Source organism: Bacillus piscicola (genome assembly GCF_022458745.1).
Classification (GTDB): Bacteria; Bacillota; Bacilli; order Bacillales; family Marinococcaceae; genus Alteribacillus_A; species Alteribacillus_A piscicola.
Genome location: NZ_JAJJJF010000007.1, coordinates 1 through 18,512, shown reverse-complemented (window position 1 = coordinate 18,512; position 18,512 = coordinate 1). Strand labels below are relative to the sequence as shown.

Annotated in this window: 19 protein-coding genes; 16 read left to right on the top strand and 3 right to left on the bottom strand. The window is 47.1% G+C overall.

The window, feature by feature from the left end; all coding sequences use genetic code 11:
- The first annotated feature begins 180 nt into the window (after window positions 1-180).
- The 4 genes from LOR49_RS11710 (at window position 181) to LOR49_RS11695 (ending at window position 4,107) form a co-directional block, all read left to right on the top strand.
- Window positions 181-339, top strand: a complete 159-nt coding sequence (locus LOR49_RS11710; protein WP_240376895.1) for a hypothetical protein — start codon at window positions 181-183, stop codon at window positions 337-339.
- Entirely contained in the window at window positions 329-1,888 is a 1,560-nt protein-coding gene (locus LOR49_RS11705) for a sodium/proline symporter (protein ID WP_240376894.1), read from the top strand. The genes LOR49_RS11710 and LOR49_RS11705 overlap by 11 nt, the downstream gene beginning before the upstream one ends.
- Before the next feature lie 5 nt (window positions 1,889-1,893).
- The gene (locus tag LOR49_RS11700; RefSeq protein WP_240376893.1) at window positions 1,894-2,400 is read left to right on the top strand and encodes a hypothetical protein; all 507 of its coding nucleotides are present in this window, start codon (window positions 1,894-1,896) and stop codon (window positions 2,398-2,400) included.
- Window positions 2,401-3,153: 753 nt separating this feature from the next.
- Window positions 3,154-4,107 (top strand): 2-hydroxyacid dehydrogenase, encoded by a 954-nt coding sequence (locus LOR49_RS11695; RefSeq protein ID WP_240376892.1) that lies wholly within the window; start codon window positions 3,154-3,156, stop codon window positions 4,105-4,107.
- Window positions 4,108-4,217: 110 nt separating this feature from the next.
- Here LOR49_RS11695 and LOR49_RS11690 read toward each other — a convergent pair whose 3' ends face one another.
- Window positions 4,218-5,255 (bottom strand): flavin-containing monooxygenase, encoded by a 1,038-nt coding sequence (locus tag LOR49_RS11690; RefSeq protein ID WP_240376891.1) that lies wholly within the window; start codon window positions 5,253-5,255, stop codon window positions 4,218-4,220.
- 398 nt (window positions 5,256-5,653) lie between these two features.
- On the opposite strand from LOR49_RS11690, the gene LOR49_RS11685 reads away from it, so the two are divergent.
- From LOR49_RS11685 to LOR49_RS11675, 3 genes are all read left to right on the top strand, one after another.
- Window positions 5,654-6,088 (top strand): type II toxin-antitoxin system RelE/ParE family toxin, encoded by a 435-nt coding sequence (locus LOR49_RS11685; protein ID WP_240376890.1) that lies wholly within the window; start codon window positions 5,654-5,656, stop codon window positions 6,086-6,088.
- 5 nt (window positions 6,089-6,093) lie between these two features.
- Window positions 6,094-6,396, top strand: a complete 303-nt coding sequence (locus LOR49_RS11680) for a helix-turn-helix domain-containing protein (RefSeq protein ID WP_240376889.1) — start codon at window positions 6,094-6,096, stop codon at window positions 6,394-6,396.
- A 290-nt stretch (window positions 6,397-6,686) separates the two neighbouring features.
- Window positions 6,687-6,854: a hypothetical protein gene (locus LOR49_RS11675; RefSeq protein ID WP_240376888.1), complete on the top strand. Its 168-nt coding sequence runs from the start codon at window positions 6,687-6,689 to the stop codon at window positions 6,852-6,854.
- Window positions 6,855-6,857: 3 nt separating this feature from the next.
- Here the strand turns inward: LOR49_RS11675 and LOR49_RS11670 are convergent, their stop codons facing one another.
- Window positions 6,858-7,118: a hypothetical protein gene (locus LOR49_RS11670; RefSeq protein ID WP_240376887.1), complete on the bottom strand. Its 261-nt coding sequence runs from the start codon at window positions 7,116-7,118 to the stop codon at window positions 6,858-6,860.
- Between the two features lie 175 nt (window positions 7,119-7,293).
- Here LOR49_RS11670 and LOR49_RS11665 point away from each other — a divergent pair, with 175 nt between their 5' ends.
- The 5 genes from LOR49_RS11665 (at window position 7,294) to LOR49_RS11645 (ending at window position 14,344) form a co-directional block, all read left to right on the top strand.
- A complete protein-coding gene (locus tag LOR49_RS11665) occupies window positions 7,294-7,950 on the top strand; it encodes an SDR family oxidoreductase (protein ID WP_240376886.1) in 657 nt (218 codons plus the stop codon).
- Between the two features lie 136 nt (window positions 7,951-8,086).
- Complete coding sequence (locus LOR49_RS11660; protein ID WP_240376885.1) at window positions 8,087-8,527, top strand: MarR family winged helix-turn-helix transcriptional regulator; 441 nt, start codon at window positions 8,087-8,089, stop codon at window positions 8,525-8,527.
- A gap of 601 nt (window positions 8,528-9,128) precedes the next feature.
- Complete coding sequence (locus LOR49_RS11655; RefSeq protein ID WP_240376884.1) at window positions 9,129-11,765, top strand: MMPL family transporter; 2,637 nt, start codon at window positions 9,129-9,131, stop codon at window positions 11,763-11,765.
- A 1,285-nt stretch (window positions 11,766-13,050) separates the two neighbouring features.
- Complete coding sequence (locus LOR49_RS11650; protein ID WP_240376883.1) at window positions 13,051-13,557, top strand: DUF2243 domain-containing protein; 507 nt, start codon at window positions 13,051-13,053, stop codon at window positions 13,555-13,557.
- Entirely contained in the window at window positions 13,547-14,344 is a 798-nt protein-coding gene (locus LOR49_RS11645; protein WP_240376882.1) for a cytochrome c oxidase assembly protein, read from the top strand. The genes LOR49_RS11650 and LOR49_RS11645 overlap by 11 nt, the downstream gene beginning before the upstream one ends.
- A gap of 4 nt (window positions 14,345-14,348) precedes the next feature.
- On the opposite strand, the gene LOR49_RS11640 is transcribed toward LOR49_RS11645, so the two are convergent.
- Window positions 14,349-14,750 (bottom strand): YgaP family membrane protein, encoded by a 402-nt coding sequence (locus tag LOR49_RS11640; RefSeq protein ID WP_240376881.1) that lies wholly within the window; start codon window positions 14,748-14,750, stop codon window positions 14,349-14,351.
- Window positions 14,751-15,745: 995 nt separating this feature from the next.
- Here LOR49_RS11640 and LOR49_RS11635 point away from each other — a divergent pair.
- From LOR49_RS11635 to LOR49_RS11620, 4 genes are all read left to right on the top strand, one after another.
- On the top strand, window positions 15,746-16,267 hold the full coding sequence (locus LOR49_RS11635; RefSeq protein ID WP_240376880.1) for a shikimate kinase: 522 nt from the start codon (window positions 15,746-15,748) through the stop codon (window positions 16,265-16,267).
- 127 nt (window positions 16,268-16,394) lie between these two features.
- A complete protein-coding gene (gene nagB / locus LOR49_RS11630; protein ID WP_338021146.1) occupies window positions 16,395-17,141 on the top strand; it encodes a glucosamine-6-phosphate deaminase in 747 nt (248 codons plus the stop codon).
- Between the two features lie 470 nt (window positions 17,142-17,611).
- On the top strand, window positions 17,612-17,893 hold the full coding sequence (locus LOR49_RS11625; protein WP_240376878.1) for an AbrB/MazE/SpoVT family DNA-binding domain-containing protein: 282 nt from the start codon (window positions 17,612-17,614) through the stop codon (window positions 17,891-17,893).
- A gap of 117 nt (window positions 17,894-18,010) precedes the next feature.
- Window positions 18,011-18,343, top strand: coding sequence for a type II toxin-antitoxin system death-on-curing family toxin (locus tag LOR49_RS11620; RefSeq protein WP_338021145.1), 333 nt, complete (start codon window positions 18,011-18,013; stop codon window positions 18,341-18,343).
- Window positions 18,344-18,512: the final 169 nt, after the last annotated feature.

The window sequence follows — 18,512 nt, the reverse complement described above, 5'->3', positions numbered from 1 at the left end:
ATAAGGGAAAAAGAAAGCAACTCGATTCTCTCGATAAAGAATCTGTTGCTTTCTTTTTTAGAGGAAGTTTTAATGTTAGAAAAATACTTATAATTATACTGGAAAAATAATTAAAAATCGTTATAATAGAGTCAAGAAAAAGATAATTCTAACATACGCTTTAAAAGGAGGTGAATAAACTTGTTGAATTTGCCAGCTTCTACTTTTTGGATGATTGTTCCGTGGCCTTTTATTTGGGTTTTATTTGGCATTGTCGTGTTTATCATTAAAAAGCGTGATGATGACTACGAAGATTCGTTAACACAAGACAGCAAGGAGTTGAATGAACATGAGCAGTGATGCAATAATATTTATTATTTATTTATTAATTTTAATGATCGTGGGGATTTACTTTTCACGACGTGCTTCTCAATCAGCTGACAGTTATTTGTTAGGGGACCGCAACATTGGACCTGCTGTAACAGCGTTTACGATGCAAAGTACCTCCATGAGTGGTTTTATGTTTTTAGGGGGACCGGCGCAGGCTTTCCAGCAAGGCTGGTTTGCGATCTATTATGCGATCGGTGACGCCGGTGGTGGTATCGTCAACCTGACTGTGTTAGGGAAAAGAATGAGACGCCTCTCTGAAAGATTGGGAGCGCTTTCGCCGATTGAATATCTAGAAAAGCGTTATGAAAGCGCAGCTGTGCGCATTATCGGCGGAATTATCTCGATTGTGTTTTTATTTGCTTACGTTTTCGCTCAGTTTATCGCTTCCGGTAAGGCATTGGAATCATTGACAGGCCTTCCGTACAGCTGGGCACTGATTATCGGTGTCAGCGTGATTATTATTTATACGGTTGTCGGCGGTTACTTAGCGGTTGTGTGGACAGACTTTTTCCAGGCAATCGTGATGTTAATCGGTCTTTCCGGCATTGTTATTATGGGTCTTATTCATGTTGGCGGTCTTTCCGGCTTGAACGAACAGCTCGCCCAAATTGATCCTACTTACTTGAGCATGTGGGGGAAGGATCTTGAATTTTACGGCCAATGGGGTGTCGTGTTAGGTGCCGTTCTCATTTATTCCATCGGTTACATGGGACTTCCGCACGTTGTCGTCCGCCATATGTCCATCTCCAGCACGAAGGAAGTAAAAAACGCGGTGCTCTGGACTGCGGTGTATAACCAATTGTTCGCGTATTCTCCGTATATTGTTGGTTTTATCGGGATTGCGATGCTCCCGAATTTAGCGGACCCGGAAATGGTTATCCCGACACTCGCGTACACGTTCTTCCCGGGCATTGTTGCCGCTATCTTGCTTTCGGCTGTCATGGCAGCGATTATGTCCACGTCCGACTCGATTTTAATGCAGGCCGGAACGATCCTTTCGCGGGACGTGTATCACCGGTTTATTGACAAAAAAGCAGACCACGGCCGCATCGTGTTAGTTTCGCGTATTTGTATTTTACTAGCAGGAATTATCGGGGTGATCGTGGCGATTAATCAGCCGCCAAGCGTATTTGCTCTTGTTATTTTTGCATTTGGAACCCTCGGCAACAGCTTTCTCGTTCCGTATGTGTGCTCGGTTTATTGGAAAAATGCCAACAAAGTCGGCGTCGTTTCTTCGATGGTGGCAGGAGCGGTTACTCATATTCTGTGGACCAGCTTCGACTGGCAATCCGCAACCGCCATTCACCCGTTCCTTGGCGGATTAATTGTTTCCATTCTTGCGATGATCATCGGTAACTTGTTCGGCACGCCGCCGTCCGAGCCGATTCAAGAAGCATTTGAAGAAGCGAAAGGACCACGGAGACTGCCGAAGAATATCGATAAAAATGTGGCCCGCGACATCGGTCCGGAAGCGAGATCCATTTCCGACTTCCTCGGGCGCACTCCGGTTAAAGAATGATCACGATGACAGCGCCAAGAACGGAATGGATTAAAACAGAAGAGCTTACTTTTGATCAAGAAGAAGTGAAAAAAGTGTTGGAAAGCCTCGACAAAAATCAGGAATTTACAGTGGAGCAGCTATTGTATTATCCGTACTACTTTTTTGAGTATAAGCTGGAGCGGAGGAGTCTCCTTCAGCCAAAAGGAGGCGGCTCGGTAGGATGTGCGATGGACGCCGTAAATAAAGTCGGATCGGTCATCGACAAGTCACCCGTGTTCACAGAAAAAGAGGTGCCGTCGCAGCAGATGATCCCGGTGGAACTTGAGGAAACAGAAGCAAAAAAGCTCGCCGTCGATTTTCTCAACCACTCCATCACGTATCGCATGAAAATACTGGCGCCGCCGCAAATGAAACTCACGCGCTCCGAAATATTTTACCGGCCCTACTGGGTAGCCGAAGGAACAAAAGCAGCGCCAGACGGATACACCTTGATCGTCGACGCCATCTCCGGCAAATACCATCCCCTGTAACCAATGCCAAGCCCCTTCGAAAGAGACCACTCTCACGAAGGGGCTTTTTTTCATTGAAGTCGGAGCCCGGCCATTCATAAAACCAACAATTGACGGAAGCAGGGTGGGGCCGGTCTCATGAAGCGTTCATAAGACCAGGATGCAAGCTGTCTCTTGGAAGCTTCAAAAGACGAAAAAACGGCAGCGTGTTATGGGAATTGGTCTTAAAGAGCGTACAAAAGACCAAAACCGCACGGAATCGGGTTGAAAAGCGTCTTAAGAAGGCTTCAAAAGACCAAAAGGGGGAGCCGCGCCGAGGAAATCGGTCTTAAAGAGCGTTCCAAAGACCAAATTCGAGTGGAATCCGTGTAAAAAGTGTCTTAAGAAGGCTTCAAAAGACCAAAAAGCGGAGCCGCGCTGAGGAAATTGGTCTTAAAGAGCGTTCCAAAGACCAACCCCGTGCGGAATCCATGCGAAAAGCGTCTTATGGAAGCGTCAAAAGACCAAAAGGGGGAGCCGCGCCGTAGGAATTGGTCTTATAGAGCATTCAAAAGACCAAAACTGCGCGGAATCCATGCGAAAAGCGTCTTATGGAGGCTTCAAAAGACCGAAAAGAGGCAGCGCGCCGGAGGAATTGGTCTTATGACCGCAGCACAAGACTGGAAGCGGAAGCGGGGATCTTCATTATAAAAAGCCTGAGGGTCATGTAAAACAAGGAAATATGCTATGATGGAACAGAGAAAAAGTGGAATATTGGGAAAGGAGGCACGTTCGATGCCGGTCATTTTATCATACGTGGAGCCGCCGCAGGATGTCCTCGATTATATGAAGGAACATAGTGAGGTTCGCATTGCGCGGCCACGAAAGCAGAAAGAGCTTTTTTACGAATACTTAAAAGAAGCAGATGGATTGTATGGCTCCGGGCTGAAAGTAGATGCGGAGCTGCTCGAACATGCGCCGAATCTGAAAGTCGTCAGCAACGTTTCCGTCGGCTATGACAACTTAGACATCCAAGCGCTGACAGAAAAAGGAATCACCGCGACCCATACGCCGTCGGTCTTGATCGATACGATGGGCGACACGATGATCGGAATGATGATTGCGACTGCCCGCCGCATGCCGGAGCTCGATCGCTACGTCAAAAACGGCGACTGGCAAAAGCCGCTCACCCCCGAGATGTTCGGCACGGATATCCATCATAAAAAACTCGGTATCATCGGCATGGGCCGTATTGGAGAAGAAGTTGCCCGCCGCGCTGCCATCGGGTTTCACATGGAGGTCCTGTACCACAATCGCAGCCGCAAAGAAGCAGTGGAAAAAGAAATCGGCGTTCGCTTTGCTGAGCTCGACGACCTCTTGGCACAATCTGACTTTGTCATGGTGCTCACACCACTCACCGACGCCACCCGTGGCATGATTGGCGCCCGTGAATTTCAAAAAATGAAAAAGGATGCGATTTTCTTAAACGGAGGCCGCGGCGCTGTCGTCGTCGAAGAAGATTTGATTGAAGCGTTGCGCGCCGGGACAATCAAAGCAGCCGGGGTCGATGTGTTTGAAACAGAACCTGTCGATCCAGACAACCCGCTCCTCCACATGGACAATGTCGTCACCTTGCCGCACCACGGCACCGCCACCGTTGAAACCCGCCACGCCATGTTCGTCGATGCGGCCCGCCAATGCGTCGACGGCGTCCACGGAAAAACACCCAAACATGTTATTTCCAACTAATGAAATGCTCAATCCAAAGAGACTGCACAGCAGGTGGCTTCAAAAAAATCCCGTATCACGTAATACGTGGTACGGGATAATTCGCGTTGATACGAATGCATCCACACGTGTCAGATCCTCTCCGCCAAATATTCCGCATCCTTGCCGACACCGCAGACGAGGGCGGAACCTCGATGGTGCTGCCACGGCAACCCGATGTAAAATAACCCTTCAATCGGGCTGACACCCCGGTGATGCAGAGGTTTCCCGTTTTTGTCGAGAGCCCCCTCTATGTGCACGATGTCATAAGACGGGACAAAACCAGTTGCCCAGATGATGTGACTCACGTGAACGGTGCTTCCGTCGGAGAAGACCGCTTGTTTTCCGTTCACTTCACTGACGCGCGGTTTCATGTTTACTTTTCCGCCATCCATGGCTTGTTTCAGTTCTTTTCCAAAAATCGGGTCCCGTCGTTTTTGCAGGAACTTGCCTCTCCTTGTATCGGTGCTGGCGTACAAAAGACCGAATGTTTCCAGCCAGTAAAAAATACTTTTGCCAAATACCTCCAAAGGAAGAAACGCGGGACGTGTGGACGTTGCCAGTGTCACGTCCCGGTCTGCAGCCAGCTCCACCGCAATTTGCGCGCCGGAACTCCCGCCCCCTACAACCAACACAGGTCCATCCATCAATGCCGATGGTTCGGTGTATTGGGAAGAGTGTATGTGTGATACAGCGTCTGCGTGTTGAATAATAGGTGGAATGTATGGCTGTTGAAAGGCTCCAGACGCTACCACGACTTTCTTGGATTGAATCGTTTCGGTTGATGTATGTACGTGGAAAAGAGACTGTTTCTTTTCGATCCCCGTCACTGCCGAATCCAATTGAAACGGCAAGTCAAAGTGCGAAACATACTCCTCCAAGTAGTCCGCCATCTCGTCTTTTGTCGGGTAGGCACGAGGGTCGCCTTTCATTTGTAAACCAGGAAGAGAAGAGTAAGATTTCGGAGTAAACAACACAAGAGACTCGTATCGCGATCGCCAAGAATCCCCAATACGCTTCCCTGCCTCAAGCATCAGATGATTGTTTCTTCCACGTTCTTGTAATTGCTGACTCATGGCAATCCCGGCCTGCCCCGCGCCGATAATCACGACATCATAAACACCGCTCATGCAAACCTACTCCCCCCACCTAGTAATTGGCCGAACCCTATTGCCCTTGAAAGAATAAGGGAACGCATCCATTATACAACGTAAGAAGGGAATTGTTCTGAAAAGAAAGGTAAAAATCGCAGCACCGTCGTTCGGGAAGGAAAAAACTGTTTTTTATGACAATACCTTAGAGGGCGTAGGCAATTGAAAAGAAAAAGTAGTGAAAGCATCGGCACGAATAGGTTAATCTGATTTAAATATTTTTTGTTGCCATTTGTGGTAACCGTAAATAAGGAACGAAAGACCAAAAATAACTAGAAAATACTGCCAGGTTACCATGTTCTCGTTATTAGAACTTTAATCATGGTTGCATTTATGCTATCACTGTCATAAAATTATAAAATAAAGGCTGGAAAATAATGACCTACCAACTTGTTTTTCACGAAAACACATTATTGGAGAATGTTAAACAAGAAAAGCGAACAAAAGGACGTGGGCCTTGGATTGCCCTTGCAGAACGCTACATCATTCAAAAAGAACGTATCCGTCTTTACCCATTACCTGAAGACTTTAACAATCGGACGCCAGAGGAAGAAAACCCGCCGATCATAAAGCATCTAGAGCGCAACACGGAGCTAATAAGCCTTTTTCGTTGGGGGCTTCCAGGTCAAGCTACAGGGAATCATCGTCTTTTATATGTCTTCCACAATTATTATAAGGTTATCTTACTCCATCATTTTGACAAACAATATAATGGAGCTATTAAAAGGCAAGATATCCAACCTGCTGAAATACGGTATTTTGATTACTGTATAGATGACCCTTCCCTTTATCCGATTACAAAAGGAGAGTGATTCTCGTGTCTTTCACATCAAACGATGACTTCAACAAACAATTAGCTGAGATAGTTGGAAATTATCGAGTAAAAGAGCTCGAACAACGGGGGTTCTTGGCTGCCCAAATTATGAGTCATCGTCGTAAAAAAAACATGACCCAGCAGGAATTAGCAACAGCAATAAACGTGGCAAAATCTACAATTGGCCGGTTGGAAGCTGGTCTTACACAACCCAATTATAAAACACTTTTGGCATTATCTGATGCATTAGAAACTCCCTTAATCATTGATGCGAACCATGGTCATCATAAGACTGCCGAAATATAAAAACTCCATTTTTGTTGGAAGCGCCCTTAAGGTAATTTCAAATAACCTTAAGGGGGCTTCCTCTTAAAGGAGCAGCATCAGGAAATGGTACATTTCTCCAACATTAAAGTTGCCGCATTTTTCCAATAAACAGATCATTGTTCTATTAGAAAGATTGCATCCTATGTCGTCCAGTATGAAAGACTGCAAAATGAAAATGTAAAGAAACATATTGATCAAGAAGGAAAGGCATTGCCTTTGAGAAAATCTCATTAGGTATGCCTTCTCCTATTCTTAACGAGGGGTGTGATATGAATATGGCGTTATTCCTTTGGATAATCGTCGGAGGTATTGTTGGTTTTGCCATATATGGACCGCCGGGTATTTTAATCGGGGTAATGGTAGGCTTATTACTACGAATCTCTGAACAGCTCAGTGTCATTGTCGAGGACATCAAGAAAGGAAAAGGCAGCAGCTGAAACTTACAGCATCATGTGATAAAAATAGCCTAATAAGAAAAACATAATGCTGGTGATAAGGATGGCTAACACGGACAGTGTGTTTTTCTCCTCGGCTTTCCCCAAACCAATTAAAGCAAATAGGAGGGCAAGCGGCGGGAAGAAAAACATCCCGGCCTGATTCAAAAAAGTGAAAGACCCCACATCTCGAATTTGCCAGAGGATGAGAGATAGTACAGCTAGACCAAACGCCAGGTAACTAATCCAAGAATATCTTTTAGCCACGATACCTTCTCCTCCGTTCCTTTGTCCCTATCCTACAATGTTATCATCTACCGCTGGCAGGGAATAGGGGGAAGGCGTGTTACTGGACAATCCGCTGTTGGAACGGGTTACAATAAAGGGGATGCTTATCATGTATAACAAAAAAACGGATTCTTTTGTAGAAAGGGTGTAGGTTATGAAAGTTCTTGTTGTCGGGGCGAATGGCCAAATTGGGAAACATCTCGTTACGTTTATCCAGGATACGGATGGGATGGAGGCAAGGGCGATGATCCGGAACCCGGAGCAGGCGTCTTTTTTTGAAAACGCAAGCGCGGAGACGACAGTGGTGGATCTCGAAGACGACGTCGATGCGATTGCGAAAGCAGCGGAGGGCGTCGATGCCGTCGTGTTCACCGCAGGTTCCGGACCGCACACCGGGAAAGACAAAACGATTTTAATTGACTTAGACGGGGCTGTGAAAACAATTGAAGCCGCTAAACAAGCCGGCGTGAAGCGTTTCGTCATGGTTAGCTCCTTCGACACCAGACGGGCCGCGATCCAGGCCGCTTCCTCCTCGTTCTCCCCTTACGTAGTAGCCAAGCATTACGCCGACGAATGGCTGCGCGACACGGACTTGGACTATACGATCGTCCATCCCGGCTCCTTGCGAAACGACGAAGGAACCGGACAAGTAACGGTATCCCAAGACATGGATCTCGACATTGCCGAAGTGCCAAGAGAAGACATTGCGCGCGTCATCGTAGCCGTTTTAGAGCAAGAGTCCACAATTGGAAAAGAATTCCAGGTTGTAAAAGGAACACAGCCGGTCGAAGAAGCAGTTCGCTCCCTGTAATTCCTAATACGAAACGAAAGACAATTCACCAGCCATGGTGGGTTGTCTTTTTTTGTCCTCAGCCAGAATGTTTTCCCAGTTGACGGGAAATTAGTTAAGGGGATAAACTAAAAAATATGTTTAGGGGGTAAACTTTATGGATACGAAACTACAGGAGGCCCTTCAGCTTTTCACCGACGTAATGATTTACGGGCAAAACAACGTCTATCGAAAAGTCGAAAATGAGCTGTACCGAGAATTGTCGATGGAGCAGATCAAAATGCTGAATGTGCTACACCGCTACGGACCGCTAACGTCCAAGGAACTCACCGAGATGCAGGGCACACACAAAAGTGCCACCTCAAGCCGCCTAAAAAAATTGCTTGAGAAAGAATACGTCCAAGTGGTGCAAGATAAGAAAGACAAGCGCGTCAAATATGTGGAACTCACGGAACTCGGCGCCGTGGTGTACAAAGAAACAGAAGAACAAGTCAACGAATACTTACGCACCGTCTTAGCCGGCATCAAAGAAGAAGAAATCGATCAGTTCATTTTCATCTTCCAAAAAGTAAAAGACCTCTTAAAAAACCAATCATAGGGGTCAATCTCATAGGTGAAATACAGGTATATAAAACATGGGAGATAAGATTGTTGATTTTCACTGCAGGCGGACGCTTTCACCTACAGGCACAAGGGCGACATCAATTCGAGACTGCGCTTACGCTTGCTCTCTCACTGTGTCTTCTATGCCGCGGGCAACGCCTCAGCTTCAGGCCTACAGGATGTAGGTCATGCAACCGTTGCGACAGGACGTCGCGTAGTTAGGTTGTGTCCTTTCAAGCAGGTCTGCGGGATCTTCGGACTGTTGCTTCGACGAACAGGACGTTCTAGTGTCGACGTTGGTCACAAGAACACTACAATGAGTAACATCTTTGCTATTTTTGCGCCGAGTAACCGCAGGCGCAGGACGTACTTGCACACGACGTGCTGGCTTCTGCGTTGTGCACAGGACGTGCACGGTTTTAGCAGAAGTTCCACTATTTTAGCCGACGCACGCTGGAGTCGCCGCCTTCCGTTTCAATCAACAGGTGTTCATACTTAACTACGAACAATATTAAGTGGTCTTTATGCCATCGTTTGTTTTTCGTTATTTTGTTAGGCATTTGTATAGAAAAAACAGTAGAAAAGAAGGGTGAGGTATGCGTACGATTTTACGACTTCGTTGGTGGATTGCGGCGGCTCTTGTGGTGGTAACAGCTGCTTTGTTTCTGTTGTCCCCGAACTTATCTGACCTGGCAGCGGATGAAGAGAGTTTCCAGCTGCCGGATGACGTGACGTCCCAAGAGGCAAGCGAGATACTAGAAAAAGCGGGGGCCGGCGGTGAGACGCTCAGCCTGGTGCTTGAGCTCGAGAAGCCGCTTGAGGATACCTCGGAAAAAGCGATAAAAGAGTACATCGCAGACGTCAAGTCCGTGGATAACGTATCCGACGTCCAAAATCCGTTCGAGCGCGAAGAACTGACCGATTTGCTCGTGTCTGAAAATGAAAAAGTCGTTCTTGTGCCTGTTTCCGTGGAAGGTACCGAAGACGACGCGGTCACAGCAAGTGAACAGATCAGAAAGATTGAAAAACCCGCCGACATGGACCGGTATGTGACCGGGAACGCGGTCATCACCAATGACATCGACCAGCAGGCGCAGGAAGGGTTGAAGACGACGGAAGGCATTACGGTTGTACTGATTTTCGTCCTTTTATTAATCGTTTTCCGCGCCGTCGTCACACCGTTCGTCCCGCTTCTCACAGTAGGGCTCACTTATTTGATGAGCCAGTCCATCATCGCCTTTTTAGCGGACGGCCTCGGTTTTCCAATATCCACGTACACGCAGGTTTTCCTCGTGGCGGTGTTATTCGGAATCGGAACGGACTACTGTATTTTACTCTTAAGCCGTTACAAAGAAGAACTGGGTGCTGGGCACGACATTCACGAGGCGATCGTGAACACGTACAAAACAGCAGGAAAAACGCTTCTTTACAGCGGTCTTGCGGTGCTCGTCGGTTTTTCGGCGATCGGTTTTGCTGATTTTGCCATTTACCAATCAGCCGTCGGGGTCGCAGTCGGCATCCTCGTCCTGTTAATCGTCTTGTACACGCTCATGCCGTTTTTCATGGCGGTGTTAAAAGAAAAGCTTTTCTGGCCTTCGAAAAAAGCAGGTTCGCACAGTGATAACAGATTGTGGAAAGTATTGGGACGCTTCTCAATCTACCGGCCGCTTCTTTCGATTATTGTTGTCGCTGTCGTGACCGTTCCGTTTATCTGGTCGTATGATAACGCGGTTTCCTATAATAATACGGATGAAAATAGTGCCGGCTCGGAATCACTCGACGGCCTTCATGTGATTGAAGAAGCGTTCGGCATGGGAGACGCCTTGCCGCTTGAGATTGTCATTGACGCTGACTCCGACATGGTCACCGACGAATATTTGGCTGCAGTGGAAAGTTTATCACGAACGATTGCGAAATCAGCCGAGGTTGACGAAGTTCGCAGCGTGACCCGGCCGGTCGGCTCGGTCATCGATGAACTTTATATCGATAACCAAATGGAAGAAATTTCAAACGGAATTGGCGACGCGCGCTCCGGACTGCGCGACGTCCAAAAAGGGCTCGATGATATCCAAAGCGGATTGCAGTCCATGAATAATCAGATCCCGTCCGGAAGCAGCGGAGGCGGATCCTTACAAGAAGCGGCTGCAGGACTTGGCCAAGTGAACGAACAGATTGGCGGCATTTCCCAGCGCTTGCAACAAACAGGCGACGTTGCGACAGCTGCCCAACAGCTAGCCGGCGTCCAACAAGGGCTGTCTGAGATCCAAGCCGGTCTCAACCAAGGCACCGAGAAACTCGCAGCCCAACAGTCGCAAGTTGGCGAACTCGCATCCGGCCTCGATCAATTGAACCAAGGAGTGAAGGACGCCAATCAAGGGGTCGCCGATATTGAAGACGGCCTGAAAGACGCAGAAGAGTTCACGAAGAAAATCTCCGAAGCCGCGTATACACGGGGTACCGGGATCTACGTGCCGGACGAATTTCTCGAAAACGACGATTTTCAGCAGGCAGTGGACCAGTACACCTTTGCAGACGGGAAAGGAATGACGATCGACGTCGCGTTAAAAGCCGATCCCTATTCCCTCGAAGCAATTGATGCGGCTAATCACATCAAAGAATTAGTGGCCCAAGAAACACTCGGCACCCCGCTCGAAGACGCCACCATCGCGTACAGCGGAGTCCCAAGCATCAACTCTGATTTAAAAGAGGTCTCTTCCGGAGATTTCACGAACAGCATCATTATTATCATGACCGGCCTGTTTATCATCCTTATCATCCTGCTGCGCTCGTTGTTCCAGCCCATCTTCATCATGGGCGGACTCTTGTTGACGTATTTCACGTCACTCGGCGTCGCAGAAATGATATTTGTCAACGGGTTCGATTATCCCGGCTTAATGTGGCCCGTGCCGTTCTTCTCATTCGTCATGCTGACCGCACTCGGCGTCGACTATTCGATCTTCCTATTTGATCGTTACCGGGAAGAACGCGCCCTCGGTGTTCGCGAAGGCCTCATGAAGTCCATGGTGAAAATGGGAACCGTCATCATCACCGCCGCCATTATTTTATCCGGCACCTTCGCGGCGATGCTCCCATCCGGCGTGCTCACACTCATTCAAGTTGCCACCGTCGTCATCACCGGACTCATGCTATTCGGCCTCGTCATCCTGCCACTGTTTATCCCGGCCGTCGTCAGCGTCAACGACTCCGACGCCCATGAGAAAGAACGCGGATAAAAGAAAAAAAGCAAAACGCTCAGGTGCGCATCCATGCATCTGAGCGTTTTTACATGCAAAAGGAAAGCCTTTGTTTGTATGAAGTCGCGAAACAATGCAGTCGTCAAAATAACGACGTCATAGGAGGTGTATGAGTTCATGAAATAGCCCTGGCGTCAAAATAATGACGCTATAGGGGTTGTATAAAGTCGTGAAACTGTGTTGGTGCGAAAATAGCGACGTCATAGAGGGTGGATGAAGTCATGAAATTGCGCTGGGATGAAAATAGCGACGTCATAGAGGGTGGATGAAGCCATAAATCGCGCTGGGATGAAAATAATTACGTCATAGAGGGTGGATGAAGCCATGAAATTGAGCTGGGATGAAAATAATTACGTCATAGGGGTTGTATGAAGTCGCGAAACCGCGCTGGTACTGAAATAGCGACGTCATAGAGGGTGGATGAAGTCATGAAAAAGCGCTGGGATGAAAATAATTACGTCATAGGGGTTGGATGAAGTCGTGAAAAAGCGCTGGGATGAAAATAGTGACGTCATAGAGGGTGGATGAAGTCATGAAATTGCGCTGAGAGGAAAATAATTACGTCATAGGGGTTGGATGAAGTCGTGAAAAAGCGCTGGGATGAAAATAGTGACGTCATAGAGGATGGATGAAGTCGTGAAAAAGCGCTGGGATGAAAATAGCGACGTCATAGAGGGTGGATGAAGTCATGAAATTGCGCTGGGATGAAAATAGCGACGTCATAGGGTTGGATGAAGTTGTGAAAAAGCGCTGGGATGAAAATAGCGACGTCATAGAGGGTGGATGAAGTCATAAAATTGCGCTGGGATGAAAATAATTACGTCATAGGGGTTGTATGAAGTTGCGAAACCGCATTGGTGCTGAAACAGCGACGTCATAGAGGGTGGATGAAGTCATGAACTAGCGCAGGCATTAAGATAACGACGTCATAGGAGGTGTATAAGGTCATGAAATAACCCTGGCGTCAAAATAACGACGCCATAGTGACTGGATGAAGACATGAAAAAGCGTAGACATCAAAATAACAACGTCTTAAAGGCTGAAGGAAGCCAGGAGTCACCACGAACGTGAAGCTTTGTCAGTTCGTTAAAAATGTAAGGGGAAAAGGTTAAATGAATCGGAAGAAGGGAAGTATTGTTTTTAGGAAATGAGGATTCTACTTCATTGATATTTTTGTCTGAAAGGGTCTTAATCGATCTCTGCACGAAAAGAAGAGAAAGCCTCATAGTTAGTGATCATCTACTTTTGGAGGGAGGGGTTGCACATGACCACGAATCGCGACAATAACAGCGCGACTAGCGCAAATCGATCGAATGACGCGAGGAGAAATGTGTGGGCTGGGTTTCTTTTTGGGATTGGTCTAGCTGCCTTTTTAGATGAAGTCCTTTTTCATCAACTATTACGCTGGCATCATTTTTATGATAAGTCGACCACTGCGATGGGGCTAGTGTCAGATGGTTTTTTTCATGCGTTTAGCTGGTTTGCGACCATTGGGGGGTTGTTTCTCCTTGCTGGTCTTCGAAGCCGAAAAGCGTTGTGGCTCACGAGATGGTGGGGAGGCGTGTTGCTTGGTACAGGAGGGTTTCAATTATTTGATGGAATCATTCATCACAAACTTTTGCGCGTACACCAAATTCGGTACGTAGAGAACCTTATTACGTATGACATAATATGGAACCTTCTTGCTGTGGGGATGATTCTCGTTGGCCTTCTTCTAGTAAGGCGTACGAGAAAGAAACAACAGGGAGTAACGGCTTCCTATGAATCATGATATCCCTCATACAATTGGAATCGTGCCGCAACTGCTGTTAGCCGTGCCGTTTGTAATCGCGCTTATTGTGTATATCCTTTTTGTTAGTTTTTCGAATCATCCTAAAAGATGGCCGATCTACCGTACGGTTTGCTGGATTCTGGGAGTTCTCTTTGCTGTCGTGTCTGTTGCCGGTCCCTTGGCCCATCTTGCGCATCAACATTTTACGGCGCACATGCTGGGCCATTTGTTTTTAGGCATGCTTGCTCCGTTGCTTATGGTGGTGGCTGCCCCGATGACGCTCGTGTTGCGAACGCTACCTGTTCCGGTAGCACGTCGCCTTACACGTCTTCTCAGGAGCACCCCTTCGCGAATCGCGACACATCCCATCGTTGCCTCCCTCTTAAATATAGGAGGGCTGTGGGTATTATACACGACAGAGCTTTATTCGCTTATGCATGAAAATCTACTTCTCCATCTTGTCATTCATTTTCATGTTTTTCTAGCCGGCTATCTGTTCACCGTCTCCATGCTTTACGTGGATCCAATGCCTCATAGGGTATCTTTTCTCTATCGTGCGGTCGTCTTGGTTTTCGCCCTAGCCGGTCATGGCATCCTTTCAAAATTCGTGTATGCACATCCTCCTCCCGGCGTGCCCTTCGACGAGGCAAAAGCGGGTGGCATGCTGATGTATTACGGCGGAGATGCCATTGATGCAGGTATGATCTGTATCCTTTGTCTGCAATGGTACCGATCTACCCAGCGCCGGGCAGGAAATGCTTACAAGCCAGTAGAGGCAAAAACATAAAGGGTTAGTTATTTTTTAAGACATCATCTAAAGCTGTTTTTTCTTTGTTAATTTCTGCTGCTGTTCGAACCCCTGCCCGGCGAATGATGGATAACGGGGGGCACCATCCCTGAATCGCGTGTTGCAGTAAAAATCCGCCCACTATTCCTGACAGCAGGCTCCATTTTTTATTAACACTCAAACTTAGGACGCTCGCGGCGAGTACCAAAGTAGATGCGTTTGCTTCTAATACTCTTTCTGTATCCCATTCGCTTTCTAATTCATCGATCCTGTTTTTGATGATGTCCGGACTCTTATCGCGATAATATTCAATATTCTGTTCGATCTCTTTCTCCATCCGTTCATTGATTTCGTCTTTAGTATGTTGCTCCACCCGCTCCGTTGTTTTCGGAACCTGTATATTCATCCAATTACCTCCTCGAAAGCTAGCTTCAACAGTAGTTCCCCTGTTTTTTGTAGTGTACCCATTCGCATAACAACGAAAACGTAATCCACACTGCCAGTGAGGACGAAGGAAGTCATGAAAAAACGCATACGTAAAAATAGCGACGTCATAGGAGGTGTATGAAGCCGCGAAACCGTGTTGGTACCGAAATAGCGACGCCATAGAGGGTGGATGAGGTCATGAAATTACGCTGTGGTGAAAATAACAACATCATAGAGGGTGGATGAAGTCATGAAACCGTGTTGGTACCAAAATAGCAGCGTCATAAAGGATGTATGAAGTCATGAAATCGCGCTGGGATGAAAATAGCGACGCCATGGAGGGTGTATGAAGCCATGAAATAGCGTTGTGGTTAAAATAACAACATCATAGAGGGTGGATGAAGTCACGAAACCGTGTTGGTGCCAGATGAAGTCACGAAACCGTGTTGGTGCCAAAATAGCAGCGTCATAAAGGATGTATGAAGTCATGAAATCGCGCTGGGATGAAAATAGCGACGTCATAGGGGCTGTATGAAGTCGTGAAACAACATGGGAACCAAAATAGCGACGCCATAGAGGGTGGATGAGGTCATGAAATTACGTTGTGGTGAAAATAACAACATCATAGAGGGTGGATGAAGTCATGAAACCGTGTTGGTACCAAAATAGCAGCGTCATAGGGACTGTATGGAGTCCCGAAACCGTGTTGATGTCAAAATAACAACTTCATAGGAGGCCTATGAAGGCATGAAACAGCGCTGTCGTGAAAATAGCGACGTCACAGCTTCCGTATGAAGCCGTGAAAAACTGTTATCAAAGAAATAACGACCCCATAGACAACGTCCGCCCCTTCCCCTACGCCGCCAATACGAAAACCACAGTCCCGCAATTATTTTTCATAATCATATAACTTCCTCTTGACCTCGCCGCCGCTAGCTCATACGATAAAAGAAACAAAAAGGAGTACGCACACGGATGGTTGAGAAAAATATTGTGTTAATTGGATTTATGGGTACGGGCAAGACGACGGTTGGCCGTATGCTCGCGGCGCGGCTGGGACGTGACTTTCTCGATATGGATGACGTGATTGAGAGAGAAAGCGGCAAAACGATCCCGGAGATTTTTGCGGAAGAGGGAGAGCAGGCGTTTCGGCAGCTGGAGAGGGACATTACCATTGACTACTGCCGAAACACGACCGGAAAAGTCATTTCGCTTGGGGGCGGGGCGTATATGCAGCCGGCGATCCGTGACGCTTGTTTAGCCGATTGCTCTGTGGTTGCTCTCGAACTGTCGTGGCCGGCTTGGCTCGCGCGTTCGGAAGAATTAAAGGAAGGCCGTCCGCTTCTCCAGAACAAGAGCACAGAAGCAGTACGGGAGCTTTTTGAAAAAAGAAGCAGGGTGTACGCCGATTGTACCTATCAGCTGCTCACCGACGGACTTTCCCCGCAGGACGTAACCGACGCGATCATCAACTGGTACAAGGAAAGTGGTTTTTAAGCAAGTGAAAAAAACCACTACATACCAACAGGCGGATTCATGCAGGAGATGAACCATCGTAGAAAAAACATGGTTCATTCTTTTTCTTTTCAGGAATAAAGTGATTGGAGAGGTGAGAGAATTGAAAGTGATTGAAGTGGACGGAAAAGAGACGTTAGGCGAGCTTTCATCAGAGATGCTGGCGGAGCTCGTGGAAAAAAAACCAGATGCGGTACTTGGCCTTGCCACAGGAAGTACACCGGAAGACACGTACAAAAAGCTTATCAAAAAAATCAACACGCGAAAATTGGATACATCCCGGTTAACGACGATTAACTTAGATGAATATGAAGGACTTTCCCCGGATCACCCGATGAGCTACCATGCTTTTATGAAAGAGCATTTGTATCAACCGCTCGGTCTTTCCGAAGCGCAGACGCATCTGCCGAAAGGAGACGCGCCGGACTTGTACGAGGAGGCGGAACGGTATGAGCGCCTCATCCAGGAGTGTGGCGGCATTGACTTGCAGCTTTTAGGAATTGGCGAAAACGGCCACATCGGTTTTAACGAACCAGGGACGCCGTTTACGACGCGCACGCACGTAGTGGATCTGACAGCGAACACCCGGGAAGTCAATGCCCGTTTCTTTGACCGTTTGGAAGATGTGCCGCACCGTGCGATCACGATGGGGATCACGTCGATTATGGAAGCGCGTAAAGTCGTTCTCCTCGCAAACGGCGACCGGAAAAAAGATGCCATGACACGCTTGATCGCCGGCGCTATCAACGAAGAAGCACCGGCCTCGATTTTGAAAAAACACCCCGACTTCACGATCATCGCCGACAAAGCAGCCCTCGCCGGCATCCCCGCCGACGTGCGCGCCAATTGGGGATAAAACGAAACTGCCGTCTGGCTACGAACCAGGCGTGCACGGTAATCTCTGGGAGCGGATTCCCCCTAATTTTGAATAATAGCATTTTTCATCCTATCGCGGCGGAACTTGATACAGTCCACAGCCAATATCGTTAAGGTAATGACTCTACCCTTGGCATAAGTGGGGCTGAACATGGGTAATGTTCAGCCTGTTTGTGGTGTGCCCGGCATGCGCGCACGCTTTAGGGTTCAAGTCCCGAATGGAATCGACAACGCAACCAATCGCTATCTTTGGAAGCCTAAGCAAACATGAAATAAAACAAAACGCCCAGCACTGTCACCTATTTTGTGCTGGGCATGCTTTTTTTTTTAGGGAACGGTGTTATAATTGTTTAAACAATATTAATTATATATATATAAACAAGTATAAAAAGAACCGTTACCGTATAATAATGACGGGAGATTATGATGAAATGAGCGTGAAGATGATGGGTGAGAAAAAAAGGGGAAGGGCAAGACAAACGGTATAGCCGGCGCTTAGGAAAAGTAGGGAACAGTCTGTCAGCCAGTATACCGAAAGAGTTTGCGAATGTGTTAGGGATGGATAAAGGGGATGAAATAGAAGTAACCTGTGATGAACAAAGGGGCGAAGTTATTATGAAGAAAGTAGAACGAAACCATCTACCCAAAAATGTGCGCCCAGAGGTTTTGGCTGCCATGAATAAAGCCATCAACAAGTATGATCATGCTCTTCGCAATTTAAAACATCGATAAATGGAATAATGAAAAAATGGGGGATGTATCATTGATGTAACCTATTTAACAGGAGAGGAAATTGAAATTACCCATTATACATTAATGGAGTTACATGAAGATAGTGACTAGGCAGGAATTAAAAGTCGCGAGAAATTTGAACTAATGTTGGATCGACCCAAGACGGATTATTTTGGGACCGAGCAGTTTCCCACCGTGCTTGAAAAAGCGTGTTGCTATGTTCGTTCTATCGTGGCGGGACATATCTTTCATAACGGAAACAAGCGTACCGGTCTTACGGTATTGGAAACTTTCTTGAATATAAATGGATGGGAATTAACGATGGAAGAAGAAACAGCCGAGGATTTCACGGTGCATGTTGCGAAAGATGAACGGTTTAGGGAAAATGATTGTATTCATTATTTGGCAGCTGAGTTGGAGAAATGCATACAACCGATTAACGAATCGTAAGAAATGGCCATACAAGATTCTAGAAAACTTAAAAACATGTTAAGTATCGAAACCGCTAATCGTTAATTGGCGGTTTTTTCTATGTCTCTAAAAACTTACATGGACGCAGGATGGCTTTGTAATAAAGTTTGATACAATCACGTTAAAACCTGTATTGTGACAATGCAAT

Excerpts from the sequence above, each read along its gene's own strand:
- LOR49_RS11635 (WP_240376880.1), top strand. The coding sequence starts at position 15,746 with ATGGTTGAGAAAAATATTGTGTTAATTGGATTTATGGGTACGGGCAAG.
- LOR49_RS11690 (WP_240376891.1), bottom strand. The coding sequence starts at position 5,255 with ATGAGCGGTGTTTATGATGTCGTGATTATCGGCGCGGGGCAGGCCGGG.
- LOR49_RS11660 (WP_240376885.1), top strand. The coding sequence starts at position 8,087 with ATGGATACGAAACTACAGGAGGCCCTTCAGCTTTTCACCGACGTAATG.
- LOR49_RS11705 (WP_240376894.1), top strand. The coding sequence starts at position 329 with ATGAGCAGTGATGCAATAATATTTATTATTTATTTATTAATTTTAATG.
- LOR49_RS11685 (WP_240376890.1), top strand. The coding sequence starts at position 5,654 with ATGACCTACCAACTTGTTTTTCACGAAAACACATTATTGGAGAATGTT.
- LOR49_RS11650 (WP_240376883.1), top strand. The coding sequence starts at position 13,051 with ATGACCACGAATCGCGACAATAACAGCGCGACTAGCGCAAATCGATCG.
- LOR49_RS11655 (WP_240376884.1), top strand. The coding sequence starts at position 9,129 with ATGCGTACGATTTTACGACTTCGTTGGTGGATTGCGGCGGCTCTTGTG.
- LOR49_RS11695 (WP_240376892.1), top strand. The coding sequence starts at position 3,154 with ATGCCGGTCATTTTATCATACGTGGAGCCGCCGCAGGATGTCCTCGAT.
- LOR49_RS11645 (WP_240376882.1), top strand. The coding sequence starts at position 13,547 with ATGAATCATGATATCCCTCATACAATTGGAATCGTGCCGCAACTGCTG.
- LOR49_RS11675 (WP_240376888.1), top strand. The coding sequence starts at position 6,687 with ATGAATATGGCGTTATTCCTTTGGATAATCGTCGGAGGTATTGTTGGT.
- LOR49_RS11640 (WP_240376881.1), bottom strand. The coding sequence starts at position 14,750 with ATGAATATACAGGTTCCGAAAACAACGGAGCGGGTGGAGCAACATACT.
- LOR49_RS11665 (WP_240376886.1), top strand. The coding sequence starts at position 7,294 with ATGAAAGTTCTTGTTGTCGGGGCGAATGGCCAAATTGGGAAACATCTC.
- LOR49_RS11700 (WP_240376893.1), top strand. The coding sequence starts at position 1,894 with ATGACAGCGCCAAGAACGGAATGGATTAAAACAGAAGAGCTTACTTTT.